General features: G+C 44.9%; 26 protein-coding genes. 14 read left to right on the plus strand and 12 right to left on the minus strand.

Going from position 1 to position 25,733, the window contains the following annotated elements:
• Both NHN17_RS19965 and NHN17_RS19970 read right to left on the minus strand, forming a co-directional pair.
• A partial coding sequence (locus NHN17_RS19965) for an agarase (RefSeq protein ID WP_255044389.1) occupies window positions 1–1,814 on the minus strand: 1,814 nt, incomplete at its 3' end.
• 85 nt (window positions 1,815–1,899) lie between these two features.
• Window positions 1,900–3,168 (minus strand): oligosaccharide MFS transporter, encoded by a 1,269-nt coding sequence (locus NHN17_RS19970; protein ID WP_255044390.1) that lies wholly within the window; start codon window positions 3,166–3,168, stop codon window positions 1,900–1,902.
• 435 nt (window positions 3,169–3,603) lie between these two features.
• On the opposite strand from NHN17_RS19970, the gene NHN17_RS19975 reads away from it, so the two are divergent.
• A complete protein-coding gene (locus NHN17_RS19975) occupies window positions 3,604–4,623 on the plus strand; it encodes a LacI family DNA-binding transcriptional regulator (protein ID WP_255044391.1) in 1,020 nt (339 codons plus the stop codon).
• A 75-nt stretch (window positions 4,624–4,698) separates the two neighbouring features.
• Here the strand turns inward: NHN17_RS19975 and NHN17_RS19980 are convergent, their stop codons facing one another.
• Window positions 4,699–4,851, minus strand: coding sequence for a hypothetical protein (locus NHN17_RS19980; protein ID WP_255044392.1), 153 nt, complete (start codon window positions 4,849–4,851; stop codon window positions 4,699–4,701).
• A 189-nt stretch (window positions 4,852–5,040) separates the two neighbouring features.
• On the opposite strand from NHN17_RS19980, the gene yghU reads away from it, so the two are divergent.
• The 3 genes from yghU (at window position 5,041) to NHN17_RS19995 (ending at window position 6,694) form a co-directional block, all read left to right on the plus strand.
• A complete protein-coding gene (gene yghU, locus NHN17_RS19985) occupies window positions 5,041–5,898 on the plus strand; it encodes a glutathione-dependent disulfide-bond oxidoreductase (RefSeq protein WP_255044393.1) in 858 nt (285 codons plus the stop codon).
• Window positions 5,899–6,029: 131 nt separating this feature from the next.
• The gene (locus tag NHN17_RS19990; RefSeq protein ID WP_255044394.1) at window positions 6,030–6,305 is read left to right on the plus strand and encodes a hypothetical protein; all 276 of its coding nucleotides are present in this window, start codon (window positions 6,030–6,032) and stop codon (window positions 6,303–6,305) included.
• Window positions 6,305–6,694 (plus strand): ArsR/SmtB family transcription factor, encoded by a 390-nt coding sequence (locus tag NHN17_RS19995; protein ID WP_255044395.1) that lies wholly within the window; start codon window positions 6,305–6,307, stop codon window positions 6,692–6,694. Before NHN17_RS19990 ends, NHN17_RS19995 begins: the two co-directional genes overlap by 1 nt.
• Before the next feature lie 50 nt (window positions 6,695–6,744).
• Here NHN17_RS19995 and NHN17_RS20000 read toward each other — a convergent pair whose 3' ends face one another.
• The 4 genes from NHN17_RS20000 to NHN17_RS20015 all read right to left on the minus strand — a co-directional run bounded on the left by NHN17_RS20000 (window position 6,745) and on the right by NHN17_RS20015 (window position 9,499).
• Window positions 6,745–7,389, minus strand: a complete 645-nt coding sequence (locus tag NHN17_RS20000) for a DsbA family oxidoreductase (RefSeq protein ID WP_255044396.1) — start codon at window positions 7,387–7,389, stop codon at window positions 6,745–6,747.
• A 25-nt stretch (window positions 7,390–7,414) separates the two neighbouring features.
• Window positions 7,415–7,963 (minus strand): carboxymuconolactone decarboxylase family protein, encoded by a 549-nt coding sequence (locus NHN17_RS20005; RefSeq protein WP_255044397.1) that lies wholly within the window; start codon window positions 7,961–7,963, stop codon window positions 7,415–7,417.
• A gap of 142 nt (window positions 7,964–8,105) precedes the next feature.
• The gene (locus NHN17_RS20010) at window positions 8,106–8,600 is read right to left on the minus strand and encodes an SRPBCC domain-containing protein (RefSeq protein ID WP_255044398.1); all 495 of its coding nucleotides are present in this window, start codon (window positions 8,598–8,600) and stop codon (window positions 8,106–8,108) included.
• A gap of 95 nt (window positions 8,601–8,695) precedes the next feature.
• A complete protein-coding gene (locus NHN17_RS20015) occupies window positions 8,696–9,499 on the minus strand; it encodes an AraC family transcriptional regulator (protein ID WP_255044399.1) in 804 nt (267 codons plus the stop codon).
• Window positions 9,500–9,773: 274 nt separating this feature from the next.
• On the opposite strand from NHN17_RS20015, the gene NHN17_RS20020 reads away from it, so the two are divergent.
• From NHN17_RS20020 to NHN17_RS20030, 3 genes are all read left to right on the plus strand, one after another.
• Entirely contained in the window at window positions 9,774–10,748 is a 975-nt protein-coding gene (locus NHN17_RS20020; RefSeq protein ID WP_373689582.1) for a bile acid:sodium symporter family protein, read from the plus strand.
• A gap of 432 nt (window positions 10,749–11,180) precedes the next feature.
• Window positions 11,181–11,765, plus strand: coding sequence for a sugar O-acetyltransferase (locus tag NHN17_RS20025; RefSeq protein WP_255044401.1), 585 nt, complete (start codon window positions 11,181–11,183; stop codon window positions 11,763–11,765).
• A 456-nt stretch (window positions 11,766–12,221) separates the two neighbouring features.
• On the plus strand, window positions 12,222–12,404 hold the full coding sequence (locus NHN17_RS20030; protein WP_255044402.1) for a hypothetical protein: 183 nt from the start codon (window positions 12,222–12,224) through the stop codon (window positions 12,402–12,404).
• 32 nt (window positions 12,405–12,436) lie between these two features.
• On the opposite strand, the gene NHN17_RS20035 is transcribed toward NHN17_RS20030, so the two are convergent.
• The 4 genes from NHN17_RS20035 to NHN17_RS20050 all read right to left on the minus strand — a co-directional run bounded on the left by NHN17_RS20035 (window position 12,437) and on the right by NHN17_RS20050 (window position 18,563).
• Entirely contained in the window at window positions 12,437–14,305 is a 1,869-nt protein-coding gene (locus NHN17_RS20035; protein WP_255044403.1) for a putative ATP-dependent zinc protease, read from the minus strand.
• A gap of 272 nt (window positions 14,306–14,577) precedes the next feature.
• The gene (locus tag NHN17_RS20040; RefSeq protein WP_255044404.1) at window positions 14,578–15,867 is read right to left on the minus strand and encodes an alpha/beta fold hydrolase; all 1,290 of its coding nucleotides are present in this window, start codon (window positions 15,865–15,867) and stop codon (window positions 14,578–14,580) included.
• A 108-nt stretch (window positions 15,868–15,975) separates the two neighbouring features.
• Window positions 15,976–17,439, minus strand: coding sequence for a glycoside hydrolase family 25 domain-containing protein (locus NHN17_RS20045; RefSeq protein WP_255044405.1), 1,464 nt, complete (start codon window positions 17,437–17,439; stop codon window positions 15,976–15,978).
• A 200-nt stretch (window positions 17,440–17,639) separates the two neighbouring features.
• Window positions 17,640–18,563, minus strand: a complete 924-nt coding sequence (locus NHN17_RS20050) for a M14 family metallopeptidase (protein WP_255044406.1) — start codon at window positions 18,561–18,563, stop codon at window positions 17,640–17,642.
• A gap of 250 nt (window positions 18,564–18,813) precedes the next feature.
• Between NHN17_RS20050 and NHN17_RS20055 the strand changes: the two genes are divergently transcribed.
• The 6 genes from NHN17_RS20055 (at window position 18,814) to NHN17_RS20080 (ending at window position 24,205) form a co-directional block, all read left to right on the plus strand.
• Window positions 18,814–20,262 carry an NAD-dependent succinate-semialdehyde dehydrogenase gene (locus NHN17_RS20055; protein WP_274137002.1) on the plus strand — a complete coding sequence of 483 codons (1,449 nt, stop codon included), beginning with the start codon at window positions 18,814–18,816 and terminating at the stop codon, window positions 20,260–20,262.
• 129 nt (window positions 20,263–20,391) lie between these two features.
• Window positions 20,392–20,925 (plus strand): molybdopterin adenylyltransferase, encoded by a 534-nt coding sequence (gene mog, locus NHN17_RS20060; RefSeq protein WP_255044407.1) that lies wholly within the window; start codon window positions 20,392–20,394, stop codon window positions 20,923–20,925.
• Between the two features lie 267 nt (window positions 20,926–21,192).
• Window positions 21,193–21,489, plus strand: coding sequence for a hypothetical protein (locus NHN17_RS20065; protein ID WP_255044408.1), 297 nt, complete (start codon window positions 21,193–21,195; stop codon window positions 21,487–21,489).
• Entirely contained in the window at window positions 21,482–21,940 is a 459-nt protein-coding gene (locus NHN17_RS20070; RefSeq protein WP_255044409.1) for a GFA family protein, read from the plus strand. The genes NHN17_RS20065 and NHN17_RS20070 overlap by 8 nt, the downstream gene beginning before the upstream one ends.
• A gap of 253 nt (window positions 21,941–22,193) precedes the next feature.
• Complete coding sequence (gene befA, locus NHN17_RS20075) at window positions 22,194–22,964, plus strand: beta cell expansion factor BefA (protein ID WP_255044410.1); 771 nt, start codon at window positions 22,194–22,196, stop codon at window positions 22,962–22,964.
• Between the two features lie 221 nt (window positions 22,965–23,185).
• Window positions 23,186–24,205: an adenosine deaminase gene (locus NHN17_RS20080; protein WP_255044411.1), complete on the plus strand. Its 1,020-nt coding sequence runs from the start codon at window positions 23,186–23,188 to the stop codon at window positions 24,203–24,205.
• Between the two features lie 288 nt (window positions 24,206–24,493).
• Here NHN17_RS20080 and NHN17_RS20085 read toward each other — a convergent pair whose 3' ends face one another.
• Window positions 24,494–25,042 (minus strand): hypothetical protein, encoded by a 549-nt coding sequence (locus NHN17_RS20085; protein WP_255044412.1) that lies wholly within the window; start codon window positions 25,040–25,042, stop codon window positions 24,494–24,496.
• A gap of 137 nt (window positions 25,043–25,179) precedes the next feature.
• Here NHN17_RS20085 and NHN17_RS20090 point away from each other — a divergent pair, with 137 nt between their 5' ends.
• Window positions 25,180–25,662, plus strand: a complete 483-nt coding sequence (locus NHN17_RS20090; RefSeq protein WP_255044413.1) for a glutathione peroxidase — start codon at window positions 25,180–25,182, stop codon at window positions 25,660–25,662.
• Window positions 25,663–25,733 lie beyond the last annotated feature (71 nt).

Genomic DNA, 25,733 nt, shown 5'->3' on the forward strand with positions numbered 1-25,733 from the left:
TCGGCAAAGCGGGCACCTAGGTAGAGGTGGTTAGGCAGTTCTGACTTGACGGCTTTAGCTACAATGCGGAAATACTCTGAAGCATATGTTTCAAGTAAGAGGGCGTAATCATCAAGCTGGGCTTGGTTATGATCTAACCCTTTAATCCCTTGTTCCACTGTCTGCCAGCAGTCAAAGTTGGTTGACCAGCTCTGGTTCAATGCTTCAATGGTGTGATACTTGCCTTGGAGTACGGTCATAAAGACCGCTTTGGTCGGTGACTCTTCAGCATTACGACTTAGAGTATGGATCGGAATGCCATATTGGCCTTCAATCGTCCCCATACGGCCCCAGCTTTTTTCGTTGTCGATAAAGATACCGACACACCAAGGAGAGTCCATGATTTCAGCTTTGACCTGCTTGACGGTCGCGATGGCACGTTGCTCAAACTCAGGATCAAAGGGATCGGGTAATGCTGTCCAGAAATCATCGCCACTGCTGACGGTTTTGAAGTCGCCGATGATCCAGCCATTGGCAAAGAAAGGGATTTTTTCGTTACGGTAAAATTCGGGAGCGGCCCAGTTACCTAAACAAGTGAAGCCCCAGTTAAGCATCCTGTCGATGGTAACTTCACTCCAAGTTTGACGGTAATTCTCACCATATTTACGCTGAAGGTTAGCAGCATAAAAACTGAAGGTTTCACCTTGTGCTGTCGGCCCTTCCCACAGTTCGCGCATGTAACCGTAGTGTTCTGCCAATGGTTCGTCGTAACTTGGAAGCCAGGCAAAGCAGTTTCTGCGTACGTCACTGGCTGTAAAGGCTGTTTCCTTTGCCGCGGTGGAAACCGTTACCTTTTCAATTGAATCTTCAGGGGTCAGGTCATCGGCTTGGCGTTGATCAATTTTTGAATGATCGTAATCAATCCCTGTCATGGTGTAGGCGTTGGCAAGGCGGATTATGTCGATGCCGGTTGCGAAATACGGGTAGCCTTCAGGATCAATCAATGACCATTTGCCCGCAACTTTCTGGGTCCTGAAATACCCAGTGGCTTCATAACGCTGATCACCGGTATAACCACTGAATGTTGAACGTTGAGGCATTTTGCCTTCTTTTAACGCTTCTAGTTCATTATCACGAAGTGTTAATAATTCAGATTCAGAGTGAATTTTTTGTACATAGTCCACATTGGCATTTTGACCAAATTTATCAATAATACCAGTGAGATAATCAGGGTTAACTGATGGTGACATGATCAGACGGAAATTACTCAGGATAAGCTCATGATCAAGCAATGAACCGTGAATACTGAGTTCAATTTTACAGATGCTGCTCAGGTTCATATTGATAGACCCCCACATCCAGGTGGCGTATTCATAGGGAGTATCAAAAGGAGCGGGGTTGGAGCGTAAACCTGAGTAATGGTTGGTTTTACCTTTTAAGCAATCGCCCTTCAATTCTGTGATGTAGGTTCTAGCATTACGACAGGCTGGAATGGTGATGGAGCGGCTGTGCATTTCCCCCTGAGTATTGAAGATATTGATGAAGACTTGCGTTGAGTGACTGGTTCGGTTTGATGCATCAAAAGCGAAGCTGAAGTTCGGAAGTTGGCTCCAGTCCCACGGTGCTGCCGGTTCAATATTGGTAGCAGTATAAAAATTATCTTTGGCATGGCTGACGATCTTTACAGCGTATTTTTCGTCACTTGTTTGTGTAATGAACGCATCAGTATGTAGAAAGGTGAGCTCATTTGGCAATGATTCACAATTAAAATTAAATAAACGCTTTTCTTTGAGGGAAGACACTCGTTGTGTAGGTTCAATAATTGAAGTAGACACAGTAAAACCTCATATGATGCTAGTTGTGTTTGTTTGAGAAATTAATGTATAAAAGGGCAGTTAACTGCCCTTTTATATTTGATGTTTAAGCAGCCACTAGATCTTTTTCTTTAGCTAACGCGACTGATTTTTTGCTGCTAAGTGTAAAGAAGGCCATGATGGTTGCGGCGCCGGCAAATAGGCCGAAGTAAATGTAACTCCAGGCAAAACCATGGGTATCGTACATAACTCCCATAGTAGGGGCGGCAATGGCAGTAAAGATGTTATTGACGACCTGGAAACCGAACATGTAGGTAAATGAGTTCACCTTCTTGTCAAACTGTTCAGCAATATAGGCGAATACAGAAACGATAAGTAGTGGGTTTACTATGCCGAACAACAGTTTGGCAAAGACAGCCATGTAGAGGTTCTTCTCGCCTAAACCGGCATAACCAATAATTAGTAGAAAAGAGGTGATACCAAATGCCGTTAGGATAAGGCTGCCTTTCGCACCAATCTTCTTGATAACAAATGGCACGCTTGCACTGACAAAGAATAGGAAGAAAGCAGAGATACCATCCATGTTGGAGCTGAAGGTAATGCCTTGCTCTTGGGTCTCGAAAAAGCTAACAAAGTAACGGGTAAACTGAGACATAGATGTCCAGAATACGACTGAGATAGTGCCGGCATAAGTCATGAACGCCCACATTTTAGGGTTCTTCAATAGCTTGATGACATCTTTCTTTTCGATTTTGTCTGCAGAAATAACATGGTTATCTGCGTTATCCAGATGTTTTACTTTAAGAGTTGCGATGAATATCAGCATCAATGCAGCAGCAACACTACAAGCAACGAAAATCAGATTAGGATTAATGTTGTAAAGGAAGCCTGCAAGGATGGCTGATAAGCCCCAGGCTGCAATACCGAAACCATTGACAAGGCCAAAATCGTAGTCGTGGCAACGTGCAAAACGCTCACTGTAGGATGCGATAACACCGCTACCGGCTTGGAAAAGTAAACCAAGGTAGATGGCGCCGAAAAGAACACCAAACTTAAATGTTGACGGGTCCGACAATAGTGGCCCGTAAACATAGATATAGAAAGGACCGATTAACAAGCTAAGTGCTGCGATGAAATACATCAGGTGCTTTTTCAATCCTAGCTTGTCCAGCATGTAGCCAAAAGCCGGCTTGAACAGTACTGCGAGACCAGTCTGTAGACCAAATAAAACACCAATCTGTGAGCCGTCGATACCAATTCGGTCGTTAAGCCATACTGCAAACAGCGAGCCGGAACTCAGAGACCAGAAAAAATTATAGAAAAAGTAGGCTAGGCATATTTTTGCCATGGCTATTTTGTTCGAGTCAGTATTCATTGTAACTCCATTAATGATTGACACAGTATAAGGGAGGCTTCTGCCTGCGATGTTCTTGTTGTTCTAAGTTGATATCGAGATGCTAATAATATTAGTTATATTAAGCAAAATATTAGTTGGACGTTTATGACTCTTGTCACGAGATTGACACGAATATTTAGTAATGATGAGATCAGGAGCACATTGCAATCAACGTTTAATCAGATTTGTATGGGGTTTCTGAGGTTTTATAGATATCTAATCTTTACTAATATTATTAGTTGTATTGTGAGGGAGGCGGAAAGCTTTAGTTGGTGATGAATGGGGCAAAGCTAACGTGTATTTATCGTTGACGATAATTTGTTTTGACTGAGAGGTAGGGTTAGGGGAGAGCATGCTAAGATAAGGAATTTATGGTAAAGTTTCTTTATATCTGCGGGCACAATGAAGTAAAACATGGCAAAGAAAGTAACAATGATGGATATCGCCCGAGCCGCCAATGTCTCTCAAACAACGGTATCCCTGGTACTCAACCAATCTCAATCTATTCAGATTTCTGATGAAACTCGAAATAAGGTGTTGTCGGTTGCCGATGAACTCGGTTATGCCAAAAAGCCATCACTTTCACGAAGCCAGGAACCGAAGAAGATAGCCCTTATTCTGGACTCGATTTCTGATCATGACCCTTTCATGGATGCAATCAGTGTTATCTGGAACTCTGCTTGGGAATATAACTATCTTATTTCAACCTTTTATTTTGGTAATAACCCCAACCTTGAGCGACAGATTCAGGCCGAGATTAGCTGTAACCAAACATACGTCGGGGTAATCTACGCCTCATCAGTAACTCGACGCGATCTAACACTAAAGATTAAAACTGATTTACCGATGGTACTGTTGAACTGCAGTGCGAAAAATAACCCATCTCTTCCCTCTATTTTGCCCGCCGATCTGCATGGTGGTTACGTTGCAACTGAACATTTGGTCAACCAAGGCTACAAGAATATCGCCATAATTACGGGTGAATCTTGGATGGAATGCTCTACTCAGCGATCTGAAGGCTATAAGCAAGCACTCATTGATCACAATTTAGTGCCAAAGTCGGCTTATATTGTTGAGGGAGATTGGTCGTTGAATAAAGCTTATAAGCAAACACTCGAGCTTTTGGCGTTACCCAATCGACCTGAGGCTATCTTCTGTTGCAGTGATTATATGGCAATGGGATGTTATCAGGCGATAAAAGAGTCGGGCTTAAAGGTAGGTAAAGATATTGCGGTGATGGGGTATGATAACGCCAGTCATGGCCGCGAGCTTGAACCACAACTATCATCCGTTGAATTACCTTATTCACGTATGGGGGAAGAGGCGCTAATTCGGATTGATACTTTGGTTAAACAACAACCCTTGTTGCAACTGGCGATGAATATACCAAGCGAGTTATTTGTTAGGGAGTCAACACCGGGAGTCGAGGACTAAAAAGGGCCCTCTATTACTTCAAAAGATTCAAAAAGAGCCTCACAAGGAGGCTCTTTGACGTTCATGAATAACGAATTACTTCAGAGTTGAGATGTAGTGCAATACAACGTTTTTCACGAACTTCTGGTTGTCAGTGGCCGTTGATGGGTCGTACTTACCGCCGTTTGTTAGGTTGTTCGACAGGATGCGAATACCTAGGAAGGGTACTTTGTAGGCTTCAGCCATCATTGCTGCATCCTCATCCTCATCCTCATCTCCATCGCGTTATTTTATATTTTTTAGAAAGTGAACACTCGCTCAAAAATATTGCGCTAGGCTGGATTATTAGCTAATGTTGATTTTGAACGTTTGTTCATTATTTTGTGTTAGTTGACTTTTGCAACGATGTGACTGACATCACCAAGCGAGGAGCAGCAAATGGGGACAGAATATAATCCACCAAAAGTTTGGACTTACGACAGTGAAAACGGTGGTGAATGGGCGAGTATTAATCGCCCGGACTCAGGAGCGAGGCATGAGCAAACGCTGCCAGTTGGCGATCACCCTTTGCAGCTCTATTCTATGGGGACCCCCAACGGCCAGAAAGTAACGATCATGCTGGAAGAGTTACTGGCTGCTGGTGTTTCAGAAGCAGAGTATGACGCCCATTTGATTCGAATAGGCGAGGGCGATCAGTTTTCATCAGGGTTTGTTGGCGTTAACCCAAACTCCAAAATCCCGGCTTTGGTGGATTACTCGGATGAAAATCCAATTAATGTCTTCGAATCTGGCGGAATCCTGCTGTATCTTGCAGAAAAATTCGGTCATTTTCTCCCACAAGATGTAGCCGCGAAGACGAAGGTCATGAACTGGTTGTTCTGGTTACAAGGCTCTGCGCCTTATCTTGGAGGTGGCTTTGGTCATTTTTATGCTTATGCACCTAAGAAGTTTGAATACCCGATTGATCGTTTCACCATGGAAGCCAAGCGCCAGCTTGATGTGCTCGATAAGCAGTTAGCCACTAATACGTTTATTGGCGGTGATGAATACACTATTGCAGATATGGCTATTTGGCCGTGGTATGGCAACTTGGTGCTTTGCAAGTTGTATGATGCTGCGGAGTTCCTTCAGGTTGAGCAGTATACCCACTTAGTCCGCTGGGCCAAAGAAATCGATGCCCGTCCTGCGGTACAGCGCGGAAAGATGGTCAATCGCACTTGGGGTGAAGAGTGGGAACAAGTTCCAGAACGTCACAGCGCCAGTGACATTGATGAGGTGTTGAATCTCAAGCCATAGTCTTACTGGTAATGATGACAAGCCACCTTTCCTCAGTGGCTTTACCATATCGATACACTTGCATAAATGCGCAAGTGATCATATATTCAAGTCTGATGTATTTATCCTTCATTGCCAAAGGAACGAAACAGATGAAGACTCTATTATCTGGGATAGGGAAGTGGTGTGCGTACAGCCATATTTTTAAAGCTTTCACAGTGTTGATTAATGGTGGTCAAATATCGGAACAGACCCGAGCGGGAAGAAATATTGCTTTGCTTGGTTTTTTTTGCCCGTTCTTTTGGATTGCCTTATTTACTGGAGCAGAAGCCTCATCGCTTGCCTTTCATGCGACCCATTCAGGAATCGTTTTCTTGATTGGAATCGCTATAATGGTAGCTAGTATTAAAAAACAACAACATAAATAATGGAAGAACAATACATCGATGCATTAAAGGCATTAGCAGAACCCCATAGGCTTCGTTTGTTTTGGTTACTGGTTCATGTTGATCAAAGAATTACTGTTGCTGAAGCCATGGATGTAACTGGCGACAGTCAATACAACGCCTCACGCAATCTTAAAATGCTCTATAAGGCAGGGCTACTGACGCAGGAAAAACAAGGTAAGTGGGTCTACTACACGTTGGCTATTCAAGATCAACCACATTGGATAGCCTTGATCGAATCCGTTCGAACATTGCCAAAGCAAAGTTTTGCGCAAGTATCTTCCCGTTGTCAGCAACGCCTTGCCATGCGTGTGAATAATGAATGTGTTGTTGGGGCCAACAGCGAAGAGTGGTTGAGTCGATCACTTTAGCCTCTCGCCCTGCTGTTTACCTTTAGATGAGCGTGTGCTCACCTACACTGTTATTCGTTGACTAATTCAGCAAGCACCTGCTTATAGGTTTCAACTTCCTGTGCGCCGGTTAGCACGCTGGTGCGATTGAATACTACGGACGGAACTGCTGACACACCTAACTGTTGCCAATAAGCTTCCTGTGAGCGGATCTCTTCGCGATGAGCAGTATCTTCAAGTCTAGCCTGAGCGGCTTGTTTGTTTAGACCAAGGGCTGCGATTTCACCCAGTAATACTTGTCGGTCGGATACATCCTGTTGTTTGCTGAAAAAGGCAGTAAACAATCGCATTTTTAGCTCCGTCTGTTTGCCGTATTCTTTGGCAAACTCTAACAAGATATGGGCATCTAATGTATTGACCATTTTCATCTCGTCGAAGTAGTTGAAAACGAACCCGTGTTCAGCCCCAAGCTGAGCGATTCTCGCCCGGGCTTGGCGGCTTTCTTCTGGTGTCGAACCGTACTTTCTTGCGATGTGCTCGCGAAGGTTTTCTCCTTCAGCGGGCATATCCGGGTTGAGTTCGAACGGCTGCCATTCAATCTCGATGCGATCTTGTAGCTCAAGTTCATTGATTGCAGCCTCTAGATGCTTATAACCGACGAGACACCATGGGCAAACTACATCGGAAATAATGTCGAGTTTAATTTTTTCTGTCATTGTCAGGCTCTTCATGTCGGGCTATCTATTTTTGCCAAGCGAACTTTTGGAACACAGCGTCCAATGGCGTCTTGGCTATGTGGTTAACATAGTTACTGATCACCTTCTGCGATAGTCCTAGGATTATTTCCAGTACTTGCTGCTGGCCATAACCGGCAGCATAGAATGTCTCTAACTCGGCATCTGAAATATTACCTCGCTTGCGAACAATACTCAGTGTTGTGTCACGTAGAACCTGAAGCTTTTGGGTAGGCATTGCTTCTTCATTTCTCAATGCTTCTGTTAATTCAGGATCAACTTTCATTGAATGGGCGATACCGGTATGAGCTGGTACACAGTATGTACACTCGTGCTCAACGTTGATGGTTTGCCACACCACAGTCAGTTCCTCTGTATCAAATGAACTGTTAGAAAACAGTTGATGAATGGCCTGGTAAGCCTCGAATGTGTTTGGTGATTCAGCCAATACACCATACAAGTTAGGGATCATACCGTTTTGCTTCTGCGCGGCCTCTAAACGAGCTTTGCTGGCTTCAGGTGCTGTTTCAATGCTGTGGATAGTAAATGTCGTCATGAGCGTTTTCTCTGTGTGATGAGGAGGTTAGTTTTTGCTCCATTGATAATTAATATAGAACGCATTGAACGAGTGTTCAATAATTATTTGAATGATTGTTCAATTTATCTTTTAGAGAGAAAGGACTTCGGATAGTAAGGAGCTAACGTGATTTTTGTCTTTTACACTCTGGCTGCTTTTTGAGTTCTTCTAGCCATTTCCTGTGGTAGGAGTGGATGTTCCTGCTAGTGAAGTATTTGGTTAGCCAGGTCATCCCACCGCGCTGTGTTGATTCTGTTAGAATACTGCAGCCATCATCGGTGGGTTCTATTAGCCATGCATGGTACATGTCGACATCCCCGCACTTGCCTTTCCAGGCGATCCGCTCGTGAGGAATATATTCAACCACCGTACAATCAAAATGCAGGGCTCGTGTTTTCCAGTTAAAGATCGTGCCTTTGTGCAGTTCTATACCGTCGCCATTGATAATTTGTACTGATGTTTTAGCGCGTCCCCACTGGGGCCAGCAAGGTGCGTGCACGAGACATGACCAGACAGTATTGGCTTGAGCGGGGATCTGTGTTTCGTTTCTCACATGCAATTGCGCATTTTTGGGGTGGTAATACTCAGGCCAATGGATTTCCTTGCTGGTCGTCATCGGTGTCTGCCTTATGCTGTGAGGTCTTTAAAGACTAATACGAATGGTGTGATTTCACTAGTTGGCTCGGCGCTACAAAGCTTCTTTGTATGTTATTAGTCTTTTCGCTGGTATTTTCCAGGCGTAATGCCAAATTGTTTTTTGAATGTGGAGACAAATGCAGAGACTGAGTCGTAACCACATTCGATAGATACCCGTGTGACCGGTGATCCCGATTCAAGCCTATTCAGTGCTTCAAGCAATCTGGCCCGTTGTCGCCATTGCTGGAATGTTAGCCCTGTTTGTTGCTTGAAAAGCCTGCTGACGCTTCGTCCTGATAAGCCAACGAGATCCCCAAGCTGCTCGATGTCCCTCGGCTCTTCGGGGTGCCTCTGGAGAAGATCTGCGAGTGTGGCGAGGCGTTTATCACAGGGAATTGTTAACTGGGTTGCTGCGGGGGGGAGGCAAGCGATTTGATCAAGCAGTACTTGAGCTAATCGGCCATCAGCACTTTTGTCATCATAACTGGCTGGTAGGGTACAGAACTGGAGAACCAGTTCACGAACCAGAGGCGTAATACTGCATACTCTTGGCTGTTTCCATTCCGAGTTGGGTAACGACTGTGTTTCGATATAAAGGCTACGCATTTGCGCAGCACCATTGGAAATGACTTTGTGTTCAACCCCTTCGGGAATCCAGATCGCAAACTGAGGCGGGGCAACATAATGGCCTTGGCGGGTATGGACGATGAGCATGCCTTCAGCGGCATAAGACCACTGGCCCCAACCATGGGTATGCCAGTGGGTTTGGCTACCAGACTGATGCCAATTTTCGACTCTGGCATAAATGGGACGAGGAAGCTCTCTAAGAAGGGGAACTTGCCGGTGTTGTCTTTGGTTGCTACTGAATGTCGGTTTCATCGTGATAAAGCTTCCAGTTTTGTTTTCCCGTGTAACAATCGGCACCGTTTATTAACCGGTAGGGAATAAAATGGGCTACTTTGTCCTGTAATCAACAAAAGTTATCTTCTTTGCGATAGCAGGAAGTTGTGACCAGCGTATCCTATTACCTAAACGTTGCCAATGGATGGCAGGCAGTTTGGCGCAAGTGGCTGAGCCGTATGTAAACAAGAAAGGTACGAATGTGATCAAAAAAATTATTAATTACTTTAAAAAAGAATGGTTCCTAACCGGGATGCTAGTTGCGGTTGCTCTGGCAGCCCTTATGCCTTCTGTGGGTCAGTCGGGTGGTTTACTGCATTTGGACCAAGTTACCGCTGTGGGTATTGCCATTATTTTCTTCCTGCATGGTGTTGGTATGTCGCCACAAGCGATCAAAGCCGGTATCACTAACTGGAAGCTGCATCTCTTTGTTCAGAGTGCAACTTTTATTGCCTATCCTTTGCTTTGGCTTATTTTCGGTAATGTTTTTCATGCCATGATGCCTGCAGCATTGGCTTTTGGTTTCTGCTACCTATTCGTTTTGCCAAGTACGATATCTTCATCGGTGGCCATGACTAGCGCCGCTAGGGGCAATGTGCCGGGAGCGATTTTTAATGCTTCTCTATCCAGCGTATTGGGAGTGTTGATCACGCCTTTGTTGATCCAGTGGTTTATGGGGATGGAAGGGGTAGAAATGGATATTATTGATACTGTGATATCAATCTCTTCCATGCTGTTACTGCCGATGATTGTCGGTCAATTGCTACGTCCTGTGCTGCTTAAGTTTTTGGAAAAACGTAAGGCGATCATTAACAAAATCGATAAATGGGTGATTTTGCTTATTGTCTTCAATGCATTCAGTGACTCGGTAAAAGATGGGATATGGTCAGATTTTGCCTTAAGCACGTTGCTGATGACCTTGCTGTTTACGACCCTTATTTTGTTATTGGTGGTACACAGTATGCAATGGATTGCCCGCAAGGCAGGGTTTAATCGTGAAGATGAAATCGCGGCTGTTTTTTGCGGCACCAAGAAAACCTTGGCAGCCGGTGTACCGATGGCAAAAGTGATTTTTGGAGCTAACCCGATGCTAGGGATGATGCTGCTACCAATTATGTTCTACCACCAAATCCAGATCTTCTACTGTGCAATCTTGGCTAATCGCTATGCGAAAGAGAGTGAACAAGCCGTTGAACAAGCGTCAACAGAGTCGGCTAAAGTAGGATAATCTTTTCAATATCAATCATATAAAACCGCTACCGACTGTTCGATATGCCCTAGGCATTGCTGAAGTCTTCGCGGAACACATTGAATAGCGTCCCTTGCAGCATGACTGCAAGGGATTTTTTATTTTTAATAATTGTGGCAACAATGATGAGGCTGATACCCAACACATTATTGATTTCGAGCGTTCCATTGAACGGCAGGTTTAAAGTAAACAGGCGCCCACCACTTCGCTTTATACTGAGCGCCTATATTGCATTTGTGCTTGATTTAAAAAGTTTGGGAACCTTCCCGCAAAGGCTGCGCTGAATGTGATCTAGACATATCTTTGACAACATAGATCATGGAAAAAGCAGCAATGTTGAAAGTGCTAAGGAATAATCATGGCTTCGATTTTTTATTCGGCATTGCCGGATTAATAAGGGGCAGACCCAACATGGCAGGAACAGAAAAACAGAAAATGATCTCAGGCGAGATGTACCAAGCGTGGGATGAAGAACTTGTGGCTGAACGTCAAAAAGCGAAAAAACTGTGTTTTGCATTGAACCAAACGTGCCCAACAGAGGAAGACACCCGTAAGGCATTGATTAATGAGCTGCTGAGCAAAGAAACTGACGCGTGGATCGAGTCTCCTTTTTATTGTGACTATGGCTACAACCTAAAAGTGGGTAAAGCTTTTTACGCTAATCACGGCTGCACAATTTTAGACTGCGCCCCCATCAATATTGGTGACAACTGTATGCTAGCACCGGGGGTAGTTATTGCAACGGCTGGGCACCCGCTTGATCCTGTTGAGCGCGCATCGGGTGAAGAGTTTGCCAAGAAAATCACTATTGGCAATGATGTGTGGTTAGGTGCCAATGCAACAGTATGCCCTGGGGTGACAATTGGCGATAATGTCGTTGTTGGTGCAGGTAGTGTGGTGACGAAAGATTTACCTGCCAACACGGTATGTGTAGGCTCGCCAGCGAAGCCTGTGCGTACTCTGGCTCTCAATGGTGATAAGTCAGCGTTGGCTTAATTCCTAAACAGTGAATATATTCTGCTGTTCAATCTGATTTGCCAGGTTAGTACATAAGCTCGATGATTGGGCAGTGGAGCCATTCGGATACACCAACGGCAAGCGTTGGAAATGTAATAAGCATCCCAGCAACGGACAAGACAAGCTTCTGAGTATTCATACTCATTCCCTAAAGATTTAATTCATTAACTTATTAATTGTAATTAATCGACGCAAAAAGTCCTGCACTTTGACATTGATTTACTTTCGCTATCTCTTTACTCGCGCAACACTCTCTTTGGTATGAGTATTTAATCATTATCTTATTGCCAATGGTCCGTTTGAATCTAGCTGATAAACAGGACTTTTCTTACCTATGAGCAGGAGGTCTCATTACTGAGTCAATGTATGGTCTTTGAGACATTGCTTGACAACTACACTTTGCGACACAAATCCGGTTGTTGTGTTGGAGGGGGTATGAGTAAACACATGATTTGGGCAATGCTGATGGCAGTTACGTCAGTGGTTGGTTGTCATGATGATGACTTTGTGAATGTGACGATCAATGAAGTGTCGGCAGGTCATTATCTCAATGTTCATACCCCAGATTGGTGTAAAGGTATTTGGAAAGGAAGAGTCAGAAAAACACAAAGGAGCTGAAAAGCTCCTTTGTGTTTGGTATCCGTTAGGCGTTAGTTTTTGTTGGTCAGGATAAATTGCGCATCACTGCTCACCACGATATTGTTCTTCAAGAAATTCTTACCCAAAATTATGCTGTATTCAAAACGGCTGCGGTCGCGCAAATTGACGTTAATTTCCTTCTCTGTATTCCCCAGCTTCACAGTCATGTTAACCACATAGCGGCTACTTGGCTTCTCTCCATCACGCGCTTTAATTCGCATGGTTTTGACGACTTCTCGGGTATACGCTTTCTCATCACCTTGATGGTTACTATAGGTAAACGAGACCATTTCCTTGCCATTATCGGTAAAAGTCTTGATGTTGGTAGCATGCATTGAGCTAACGTCTGCGCCAGTATCCAGCTTTACTGGGAATTGCATGTTATCCATATTCAGTTGCTCAATATAACCGGCTTGTTTTGGTGCTTGTTTCTCGAGTAGCTGGGTGGTACGGGTATTGACCAATAAATCTCCAGGGATCAAATCCGGGCTGATTTCTAGTTGGCCGTAAGCGCTATCGTTTTGCTCGAGAGTTTCGAGAGCAATATCGCGCAGTAGCAATGATGAAGGCAGTGAAATTTCCGTGCCGACAATTGGACGAACCTGGTCACCGACACGGATCTTTCTTTTAAGGGGCTTATCAACTTTATGGCTTTTGCCATTGGCATCCTTGATGGTGTACTGGATCATGCGGCCGTATTCAGTTCGCTGTTCGTCTATCTGTGACACTTTTAGCAACGGCGTTTTTATAATACCTGAAGGGCCAGCATTGATGTTTATTCCGTCAATTTTGACGGTTTCTTCACCGCTGATCATTAAGATCGAATCGTCTTTCGCCATTGATGAAATAGGGGCCAAGTCAGATTTACCCAAGTAGCTGGCGCCTAAATTGACCACGAAATATTGATTGAGGGCTTCTGTGCCAAGGCGGAGCTGACTGTGGTTTTGGGTGCGATCTTTAAGGTAAACCTGAATATACTGTTCTGAGCCACCCAATGTCACAGGCAAATACACCATCGGCCTTTGTGCATTGCTAAAGCTCAGCATTCGGCTTAGTGGTGCAGTTATTGTTTTGCGAGTTTTATCTCGTCCTTCCAGGGTAAATCTGACGGTCTTTTTCTTTTCATCCACCTTGATATCAAGGGCATGCAAAATGCTGTATCGGCTGTCGAAAGAGGTACTGACTTCAAGTGGTATATTCTCGATCTTTGCGTGTTCTTTACGGCCAATGATCTGAGCGTCAGATTGCGCTTGTAGGTAATCAAACCCGGCATCAACCCAAGCCGTGTTTCTGAGGAAGGTTTTACCAATCAGGATAGGATAAGAGAACCGATCGCGGTTGGCCAGATTGACTTCGGTAGGGACGGTTTGCCCTGCGATAGTTAGGTCTAGTTTAACCACTGGGCGGGCTAAATGACCATCGCCACGGCTTTTGATCATGGCTAAGCGAAACAGCGGTTTTTCCAGCCGGATCAACTCACCGCTGTGCGGATGCCTAATATCAAAGTTCACCATGATATTGGTTTTGTCTTTACGGTCACGCAGCTGGGTGCTTCCCAGTGCGTCGTATTCGACGGCGATAGCGTCGAGTAACTCTTCACCTTCCAGTCCCTTGAATACAGGATCATCCGTTGTAATCGTAATGTTTTCGGCATGGATAGAGGTTGAATCAGCACCAGTATCTATTTTAGCCGGAATACCTATGTTATCGAGCGAATCAACAGCCGGAAAATAGACGAGTTCGGTGCGACCTAGCACCACTTTATTGTCGATTTCGGCGCGGCTTTCAATAATGCTTTCATACTGGGTGTTTTTCGCCAAGGCGGGAGAGGCAGCGAAGGCCGCCAAGCACAAGGAGGTCAACAGTCGTAGGGAAGTCATAGGTTTCCTGTATCAATTAGCGAACGGAGATTCAATTGGTTAAGTCTACTGTTTAAAGGTAGTGCTAAAGAGGCTGATTGACACCAATTCAGCAAATATTCAGTAATTCTAACAGAAATTTTGCAAAAAAATGGTGGGAAAAGGTACTTGAATCAGCTATCTGCAAAAATTATCCCCGAATGGCTAAAACCCAAAAGGGGATAAATACTGTTATATCTTCGTCATTTCGAGGTGCTTGAGTCCAGCAACTTAAAGTTACGGATGAACAGTTATTACGGTAAATTCGCCACGCCATCGGCCATTTGGATCAGTTTATCCAGAATGTGCTCACCATCGGCGCGAAGGCCGTTGTGCTCATATTCGTTGGTGATCCATGCTTTGCTGTTGGGAATACCTTTTAACGTTTCCTGCGAGTACTGCATTTCAACATACATATCGTCGACATAGACAGCGCAGGCTACCGGTACGGTATTCTTTGCTAGTGCTTCAACGTCATATAAATCAGCCCAATCGGTGCGCTCTGCCAACAGGTTCGCAGCTTCTTGCAACGGTTTCAGGCACTCGAACTGATCGAACATCCATGGGTAGACCATTTCACCAGTGAAGTTAAAGGCACTGCCTTTGTGGTAGTTGAACTGCGGGAAGTTATCTCGAACCCTGTGCGCCGACCAATTTGATGCCGAATATTGGCAGTAAATAGATTCGTGCAAAATCGCATAGATAGGGTTGGTCTGGTAGCTTTGCTCAGCCAGCATGGCGTTGAGGAAAGCATAGCTAAGGGTTTCTTTGCCGTTGGCTTCAACAAAGGCATCTTCTAGCAGGTAGTACATAGGTACATTGGCACCACTGCGGCCAAGGTTGATGCCTATCATCTGGAATTGTTCAACGGTGAAGCTCTGCCCATTAGGCAAACGAACATCGTTATCTAATAGATAATCGGCAATCTTTTGGCACTGGATCTGAGCTGACGGGAACTGGGCAAAAAACGCTTCGTTCTTGTCCTGTACCCGCTGGTAAGTGGCTTGATAAACTTCATCAGCGTGGCGAGTCAGTGACGGTACACCACCGGTGATATAAGAACGTGACAAGCTTTGCGGGTAGAACGAAAGGTAAGTCAGGGTACAAAAGCCACCAAAACTTTGGCCCAGTGTTGCCCATTGCTGAACACCGAGCTTTTCTCTTATGGTTTCGGCATCACGGACAATATTGTCGGCCCGGAAATGGCTGAGATAGTCAGCTTGTTCTTGAGCAGACATGTGGGCTAATGTCTGGTGACTGATCACTGTGCTGTTACCCGTACCACGTTGATCCAGTAGGAGTACACGATATTGCTGCAGCGCACGCTTCAACCAACCTGAGCGGCTGTCAGGGCGAGGCGATGGAAACCCCGGGCCTCCTTGGAAATACACCAACCAAGGGAGATCATCGTTTTGACGGGCAAGATCGACGACTTCTCGGGCAAAGACCGCGATGGTTTGATCATTTGGCATGGTGTAATCAAGTGGAACTTCAAAGATATGCTGGCGGTAAAGCAAATCACCGTCGATGAAAGAGGTTTGCACAGGTAGCTCCTTTACTAGCGAATTCAAACTGATATACCTAAGTATCGTCACACTAGGGTATTTGGGTTAATCCTAACATCTTTTCATTCTCATCTCGCGACAAACCTATTAGGGCTTCACTGGCCGTATGAGCTGCTCGAACAGTTTTGGCTGATCGAAATGGCGGATCCCAACAAAAGCAATGGCATGATGGCCAAGTTGACGCATCGCGCCCGCTGACGGAATGCCGAAGGGCCATAAATAGGTACTTTCCAAGCGTTCACTGCTAGGCAGTAACCCACGCTGATTAAAGAGGCTAATTGTGTGGTGGCGATCAGTTGGGAGTTGGCGTAATAAGTCGTAGTCGAGACGAGTTAGGGGGTGGACTCTGTTCTCGGCCTTTTTGCCGGTGCTCATATGATCATGCTGATTTAAGGTGACTTTTTTCCAGGTTACCTGCTTAATCATATGCTCGCCATGGGATAGGGTAACTGACCAAGATGATGAACCCGAAGGGACTGCTCGCTTAAACAGCAGGGGTGTTTCGATGTCGGGTATTGCGTCCTCGAACTCAAAGCGGTCGGTGAGGTTGAAAACCATGTGGTAACACCCGCAGTGATGAATTGAATCGAGCAACAATGGACGGCCTTGATGATCGAGCGTTAACCTCAGTAATACCCCGTCAAATTTTCCTGCGTAGGGATCGAATGATGATGTTGGCGTGCGGTTGGCAAACCAAAGACTGTAGTTCAGCTGCAAATATGTCTTGCCGTATAACTGGGTATAACTGTGGTGCAGATAGATCGCTGGTTTTGAGGGATTAACTGCCGGTTGCTGCTTATTTGCTAAATACTGCACAGTCCCGGGGATATCATCTTCAGAGTGATCTTCTACATTTATCAACGGGGAATAAAAGTGATAAAGCTGCGATATTTGGTCGTCGGTTAGTATGGGCCAACCTGAGGTTGAATACAGCAGGGCAGCCTTGAACCATGCTTCAATATCCGCCAGGGGGAGTGATGTTTTTGCTAAGCGATAGCTGGCCGTGTGCCGGGGAGGTTCACTAAACCCTAGCAAGATCCTTTTTTTCTCTTTATCAATGGAGGAGGTAGCGACCTGACGACTTAGTGGGTAAAGACCAAAAACACGCAGCCAGAGTTGGTAACTATCAGAGACAGAGACTTTTTGCTTAATGATTTCTTCCCATACACGATCATTATGCTTTGCTTCTGTCACGAGTATATCCGCGCAATGATTCAGTACCTGCAGGTCGAATCGGTTAACGATCAGATTATTGAATTCCGCTTGGCGCTGGCGAGTGGCGAGTTGAGACGTGTAATCAAACCACTGGCTGCGATCTCTGTCGGTGGTCACTTGCTCAAGTTGTGATTGGCTGAAACGGTCAAAGGCAAGATAGGGGAATGCTTTGTGATTGAGTACCTGCACATCTGAGACTTGCTGTCGCCTTACCTCCTTTTTGAAAGCGGTTAAGTGGCTGAGACAGCCTTGTAGATTTGCTGAATAACCCGTGTGGTAGGTACTAGAGCATGCGCTAATGAAAACAACCATTGCCAGCAAAAACAAAATGCGCATAACTACCTGATAATTCATTTAAATTATTAAATTATAGAAGTTTTTTTGGCTGGTGCTGGGTTAATGCGAAAGATGTGTTAGAAATAGGACGATGGATTGAGGCGAATGACTGCATCGAAGAATGGTTGAAGGGGGAAATAGAAAGCTGGAACACTTGGCTCCAGCTTTTTGCTCGTTTGGATATACCTCGAGTGCGGTAATTAACCTAGTTGCTTCATAACGTAATCCAGTGCACCGTTAATAGCGGCGACCTGAGCGTCATTACACTGTTCAGGTGTTACCCGGTCGCTGTCTGGGTAGACTTCAGTGGTTGTGCCATAGCGACAGTCAGTAATACCGTTACACAGGCTAAGTGATTTCAGCGGGTAGTTGATCACACCTTCTTGCTGTACTGGGCTACCGATGATATTGCCATCAGCATCTGGTGGAGCGATATGAGTGACCTTGCGTACTGAGTCAATGATCGCCTTTTGGAATTCTGGCTGTGGGTTTTCGGTATCACCGACCGTATAAAAGCCATCTGGCACACCGTCTTCAATGAAAACTTTGCCGTCGCGGGCTTCACGTGCTGGACGGAATTCAAGCTCATCACTGTCTGTCGTTTCATGCAGGTCGATATGAACCAGTATTTCGCCTTCCAGGCCGTTAACCATCTTCATCAGATTGTCTGCTTCTTCTGAAGGGCTATCGGCATAAAAAGAGCGGTTAGGATCGACTGTATTCGGGTTCCAGCGGTTGATCACCTCATAGCCCCAAGGACTCACGCAAGGTGCAATCACAATGTTGAAGCTGTCACTGTATTGTGCGGCTTGAGTCTCAGCAAACTGCAGAGCGCCGTGAACACCGCTGGTCTCATAACCGTGAACACCGCCGGTGACAAGCACAACGGGTTTGTTGTTGTCCCAGTTGCGGGTTTTAATGGCAAACAGAGGGTATTTTTCAACGTCGTAGCTTAAGGCTCCATATTGGAGTAAGTCGAAGTCTGCTGTTAGTGCATTGATTTTAGGTACAACTTCTTCTAAGTATGAGCGCTTAATCGTTGTTTGCGCGAGCCATTGTGCTTTCTCTTCATCGCCCCATGGCTTGCCCGGTGTCCCAATTGGGTAGTTATGTTCGCGTTTCATTCGATTGTCTTTTGTTGTGTGTGTTTGTCTTTGTTAAGGCAGAATAATTGACTGTGTATCCTGACGCAATCGTATTCATTGTGCTGATATCTCCATGTGGTTGCTACTTTGTTAATGAATGTAATGTGATGACAGGGTACTTAGTCATAAATTGTCATCAATGTCTGAAAATACGATCAAGCTAACTTCTATATGTATTCTTTAGTCTTTATGCTGTTTGATAAACTGATGCCCTCAAAAGGAATAATTCGTGAAGCTACATGATCCCCAATTATTGAAACAGGCCTGCTATGTGGCAGGTAACTGGGTGACTGCGATTGATAATGCTTATACACCAGTGACAAACCCCTCTACAGGAGAGCAGATTGCAACCGTTCCGAGCCTAGGCAGGGATGAGACGCATGCCGCTATTCATGCCGCTGATAAGGTGCAGGGTGAGTGGGCGGCACGAACAGCAAAAGAGCGCGCAACAGTACTACGCCGCTGGTTCGAATTGATTGTCGAAAATACTGACGATCTGGCGTCGATCCTCACACAGGAACAAGGCAAGCCATTGGCGGAAGCAAAAGGTGAAATTACCTATGCTGCTAGCTTTGTTGAATGGTATGCCGAGGAAGCGAAGCGTGCTTATGGTGAATTGATCCCGAGTCATAAACCGGATGCTCGTATTTTGGTGTCCAAACAGCCGATTGGTGTGGTGGGTGCAATTACGCCTTGGAATTTCCCTGCCGCTATGATTACTCGTAAGTGTGGGCCCGCTTTTGCTGCGGGGTGTGCAGTGGTGCTGAAACCTGCACCGGATACACCGTTGACGGCTTTGGCTTTGGCGGAGTTAGCGGGCAGAGCAGGGATCCCTGCCGGGTTATTTAACGTTATTACAGGGGATGCGGTTGCTATCGGCGGGGTTCTTACCGAGAGCCCGATTGTAAAGAAAATCTCTTTCACAGGCTCGACTGGGGTTGGCAAACTGCTGATGGCGCAATCGGCTGATACGGTGAAAAAGTTGGCGTTGGAGCTAGGTGGTAATGCGCCATTTATTGTCTGTGATGACGCCGATCTCGATAAAGCCATTGATGGGGTGATGGTGGCTAAATTCCGCAATGCTGGACAAACTTGTATCTGTGCCAATCGTATCTATGTTCATGACAGTGTATATGATGAATTTACGGCCAAGCTAGTCGTAAAAGTCAAAGCGCTGAAAGTGGCGGATGGTTTTGAAGAAGGGGTAAATCTCGGGCCTCTTATTAATGCCGCAGCTGTCGCGAAAGTTCAAAGCCATATTGATGATGCGCTGGCAAAAGGAGCCACCCTTGCTCATGGTGAACCGCAACCTGAAGGTTCCCATTTCTTTCCCCCGCAAGTGCTGATTGATATGGATGATTCGATGCTAATTGCCTCGGAAGAAACTTTCGGCCCTGTTGCGGCATTGTTCCGTTTTTCTGACGACAGTGAAGTGATCCGCCGAGCCAACCATATCAGTTCTGGGTTAGCGTCTTATGCTTATACTCAGTCCCTGTCTCGTGCTTTTACATTCAGTGAGTCACTGGAGTATGGCATGGTAGGTATCAACGAAGGGTTGATCTCTACCGAAGTTGCACCTTTTGGAGGGGTAAAAGAGTCCGGTCTGGGCCGAGAAGGGGCAAGACAAGGGCTAGAAGATTTTCTAGAGACTAAATACACCTTAATGGGCGGCTTATAGTTGAGTTAACTCCGATTAGGTGTTTAACAATCCAAGAGAATTTCTTAAACTTGCATACATGAAGAAACATTACTTTCCTGCTGCGTGAAAGTACGAATGGATAACAAGGCTCAGCCTGAGGAACAACCAATGACTAAAGCAAAAATCGGTATCGTGACCGTCAGTGACCGCGCTAGTGCTGGTGTATACGAAGATATCTCTGGACAGGCGATTATCGATACACTGAACGATTACCTGACGTCGGACTGGGAGCCGGTGTACGAAGTCATTCCTGATGAACAGGATGTGATTGAAGCGACGCTGATTAAGATGGCTGATGAGCAAGACTGCAGCCTGATTGTAACCACTGGTGGTACCGGTCCAGCTAAGCGTGATGTGACTCCAGAAGCAACAGAAGCGGTATGTGACCGAATGATGCCGGGCTTTGGTGAGTTGATGCGCGCGGAGTCATTAAAGTTCGTACCGACCGCTATCTTGTCTCGCCAGACTGCAGGCCTACGTGGTGATAGCCTTATAGTTAACCTACCGGGTAAACCTAAGTCGATCCGTGAGTGCTTGGATGCCGTGTTCCCAGCTATCCCTTACTGCATCGATTTGATGGAAGGCCCGTACCTTGAATGTAACGAAGCAGTGATGAAGCCTTTCCGTCCAAAGAAAAAGTAAGTGAAAATAGTGAGCGGCAATGAATACGCGCACAACGCTTAAATTGACCGTGAAATAAAGACAAGCCGACTGAAAAGTCGGCTTTTTGCGTATTACAGCCGTTGATTTTACAACCAACCCATTTCACTTTGTAACATTAAGCTTCGTGAAGTTATTTGGATATAACGCTTTCTTGACCACTTGATCCAGTGCATATTGCACAGGGGGAGGATTTAGGTAACATCAGTCTCGTATGTTTATTCGTTGATTGAAATGGAATCCATTTTTATGTTGTTGGAACAAGCTGTAGAAATAATAGAGTACACAGATAGTGATACTCTGGCTCAGGCAATGGACGTTTTTAATGAAACAGGCATCGTTTCAGGTGCTAAGTTTCCTTTTCTGAATACGGTATTTGATAACGCACCAGTTGAATTGAGTGAGCGTCTTGGTGTTGTTGGTTTTAAAGGGTGTATTAATCTAGCTGAAGTAATAACCCGCCAGGATGTTAGAGGTTATGTCATTTTTGATTCCGAGCGTTTTAGTTTGGCAGAGGCAGTAAAGTGGGGACAAAATAATGACTAATATTACGGGAAGTTGCAGCTGTTGTTCTATCAAGTATCAGATCACAGGCCCTGTTCAAAAAGTGGTTAACTGCCATTGTGATCACTGTAAAAAAATGAATGGTTCGGCCATATCGACGTATGTAGCCGTGCTTGATCATGATTTTATTATTACCCAAGGCGAAGTAAAACAATTTGCTATCTCAGAAAAAGCATCTAAATATTTCTGCGGCGATTGTGGCACGCCTTTATTCAATGAGTACATTAAACACTCAGGATTGAAAATGCTGCATCTTGGTGGCCTTGATTCAATCAATGATTTAACGCCGAGTATGAACCTATACAGTGAGTCACAAATAGCTTGGATTGATGATGTTAGCAGTATTCCAAGCCTGAAGCAGAAAAAAGACAGTGAGAGTGCAACAGATTGTTCTAACCCTCGCTTGACTTGGAGTGATCTGGCGCTTAGCTAAAATTGAAAACAGCCACTCTTAGATGAATTGAGAGTGGCATTAAAGCCTATGGCCAAGTGCCGAGTTACTTTTTCTTTTTTGGCTTGGCTATTACCCTCTAAATAACATTATCCATCTTTTGTTTTTTCATTCTGATATGTCACTCTAGTGAGTGGCAGTTTTCGGCTGCATTTCAGATGAGGATGTTTTGACGGTGGATTGTCAGCTAAGCTTTCACCATGTCTACTGCTGTCATTGAATTAGGAGAAATCTAATGAAACTGAAAATTGCTGTTGCGGTATTGGCACTCGCGACTATTCCGGTTCATGCTGGTTGGGATGAAATTAAAGATGCGGCTTCAAATTTGGGTGAAGAAGTCGGTAAAGGAACTAAAGAAGCTTGGGAGTCAGTGTCGGACTTTTCCAAAGAGACATGGGAGTCAGCGTCTCAATGGGGTGAGGATGCCTATAACACCGCCGGTGAGTGGACGGATGCCTCGGTAGAGAAAAGCAAAGAGTGGTTGGATGTTGCTGATACCAAGCTGGATGAGATGCTAGAGCCGGAAACCCCAGAGGAAGCCCGTCTCGCCTTGAATACCATGGCGGATACGGCCTTAGTTCGGTTATTTAACGAACAGCCTTCTGCCAAGATACTGTTCGATAGCGCCTATGGCTATGCCGTGTTTGATTCGCGTAAGTTCTCGCTCATGCTTCATACCAACCAAGGGGCTGGAGTTGCCATTAACCGCAAAACCGAAAAACATACATACATGAAAATGTTCGGAGCGGGTTTGGCTGCTGGTTTCGGCGGTAAGTTCTACCAGCAGGTGATCTTCTTTGAAGATCAGAAAACCTTTGATGGATTTGTTACCGATGGCTGGGAAGCGACCTCTGAAGTTGGTGCTGTTGCCGGGACTGAGAGCGCCGAGCTGGCCGCTAAATACAACGGCGGTATGGCCATTTATCAAATTGGTGAAAAAGGGCTACTACTTGATGCCAATATTTCAGGCTCTAAATACTGGATAGATACTGATTTAACCGAGTAACAACACTTTATTACACACGAGCATTAATGGGCTCGATTAACATCTGCAATGACACCCAAATAATGAACAGTTGCTTGGGTGTTTTACATTATCACTGTGAAAATATCCATTGGAATGAGCACCGAACCTACTTGGGGAAGGCCCCAACTTTAACTACACTACTTTCAATACCGTCTTAGACTCCAAAGGGGAGAGCTTTCCCCTTTCTGTGGAGGAAAGTAATGAAAAGCTTTATCAGTGGTTTGCCCAAGGTTGAGCTTCACCTACATCTTGAAGGCACGCTCGAGCCTGAGTTGATGTTTATTCTGGCCGAGCGAAACAACGTCACGCTGCCCTATTCTTCTATTGAGTCGCTAAAAGCGGCTTATCAATTTCATGATCTCCAAGCTTTTCTCGACCTCTACTATCAAGGTGCCCTAGTTCTTCAAACTGAGCAGGACTTCTACGATCTGACATACGCCTACCTTGAACGTTGTAAAGAACAGCACATTATTCACACCGAGGTATTTTTTGACCCGCAAATCCATACCCAAACAGGTACCCCTTTTGATGTCGTCGCAGAAGGAATTACACGAGCTTTGAAGGATGGAGAAGCCAACCTTGGCATCTCATCGGGTTTGATCATGTGTTTCCAGCGTGATTTATCTGAAGAAGATGCGATTGAAACCCTCAAGCAATCGATAGCTTATAAGGATGATATTGTGGCTGTGGGGTTAGACTCTTCTGAGCTGGGTAATCCTCCGGAAAAATTTGAGCGTGTATTTGCGATGGCGCGAAATGCGGGGCTTAAAACAGTCGCCCATGCCGGAGAAGAAGGTTCGGCCGATTATATTTGGGGGGCGATCGAAGCGCTTCACGTTGACCGTATCGATCATGGTGTACGATGCACTGATGAGCCTAAGTTGGTGCAATATTTGATAGAACACCAGATCCCATTAACGGTATGCCCATTATCTAATGTACAACTCAATGTTTTTGGTGAAATGACACAACATAATATTGTTGAACTATTGAAGCAAGGTGTACTCGTAACGATCAATTCAGATGATCCTGCATATTTCGGTGGCTATCTTAATGATAATTATTTGACTGTGGCCGAGGCTTTTGGTTTGACTAAACAAGAAGTGGCAAGGTTCAGCGAGAATGCGATTATGGCAAGTTTCTTGAGCGTTGAGAGAAAACAGCGTTTGCAGCAGAAATTGGAACATTACCTAGATATTCAGTTCCGTCCGATTATCTAAAAAAAACGCCTATCAAATCCATGATAGGCGAGCAATAAATCGTTTAAGGAACAACATATTTGAAGTGGGGTAATCATACGTTTTGGGCAAAAAACGTGCAACGATCGATGATGTAAAAGTTGTATATTGTTTTGTTAATTATATTTTGTTTTAACAATTTACAGTGGGATAAATATTCAAAATTTTTATTGGTTGACTGTTTCTCATTATAACCTTTATTTTTCAGTGGTTAATGATCAGTAGGTCGGGAGGTTGACTGAGCGATTATCGTTGTTTTAGCTTAAGCCTTTAATTAAAAAGTGATTTTATGGTTTTTTTAAATGTTAATATCCAGCCGGCTTTCGGCTTGACTATGTGAGCCTGATCAACACCAACGTAATAGGATTGCATGAATTGCTGTCGTAGCGCTTCAGCTTGCTGGCTGTCGTTCATTGTTAGTTGTTCGCTGATTTCTGTAGCGTGATCATTGGCATAGCTAAAATCAATACCATTAAAGCCCTGACACAAAAACCAAATCACCCCTATGGCCTTCACTTCCATCTCATTCATAGTGTGGAATTTCTGGGCATGTTCTACACCGACATGTTGTTGGAAGAGCGCATCTATTTCTGAGATTTTGCACTGAGTCGCCTGAAACTCATCCAATATTTGTTGAAAAGAGTGAGTAACTAAGCCAAGAGCTAGATCTTGCTGGGGTTTGTCAGCTTTTTGTTGGCAAACGCGAACGAAAAAGTCAGAGCGAAAGTCAATGAACCCGCTAGCAAATTCTTGCTCGGCGTCACTAAATGGGAGTTGCTCAAAGCCAAATTCGTTTAATAAGTGTCTTAATGGTTTCATACTGGGCTATTGGTAAATGTACGCTTAAGGCAGTATACGAAAATTAGAGCTAACTTTCTAAATCATTCACTTAGACTGTATAAACAAGAGACTTGTGTATCTAAACACGACGTCCAAATTACTCAGAGGGAAAAGTTATGTCAGGCTTTTATGAACTTTCTGCCAGCAAGATCAACGGTGATGTTGTTGATATGAAAGAGTTTGAAGGGAAGGTGGTACTGGTCGTGAATACCGCAAGCGAGTGTGGTTTTACGCCTCAGTACAAAGGCTTACAGATGTTATTTGATAAGTACCAGGATAAAGGACTCATTATCCTTGGCTTTCCATGTAATCAGTTTGGCGGCCAAGAACCGGGTGAGAATAATGAAATAGAACAAGTGTGTCAGCTAAACTACGGCGTTAGCTTTCCGATGTTTGAAAAAGTGGATGTGAACGGCCCAGATAGCCATGAAGTGTTCAAATACCTAACTAGCGCGCTGCCGGGCTTGGTGGGGAAGAAAATTAAATGGAATTTTACCAAGTTTTTGATAGGCCGTGACGGTAAGCCAGTGAAGCGCTTTGCCCCAACTAAAACCCCTGAGGCTATTGAAAAAGATATCGTTCGTGCACTTAATGGCTAAATAGCTGATCCTAATAGTGCTACATTTTGATAACTCCATGACCGCCTCCTGGAAATGGTGATACGTTGTCC

Origin of the sequence: Photobacterium pectinilyticum (genome assembly GCF_024357955.1) — a bacterium.
GTDB classification, from domain to species: domain Bacteria; phylum Pseudomonadota; class Gammaproteobacteria; order Enterobacterales; family Vibrionaceae; genus Photobacterium; species Photobacterium pectinilyticum.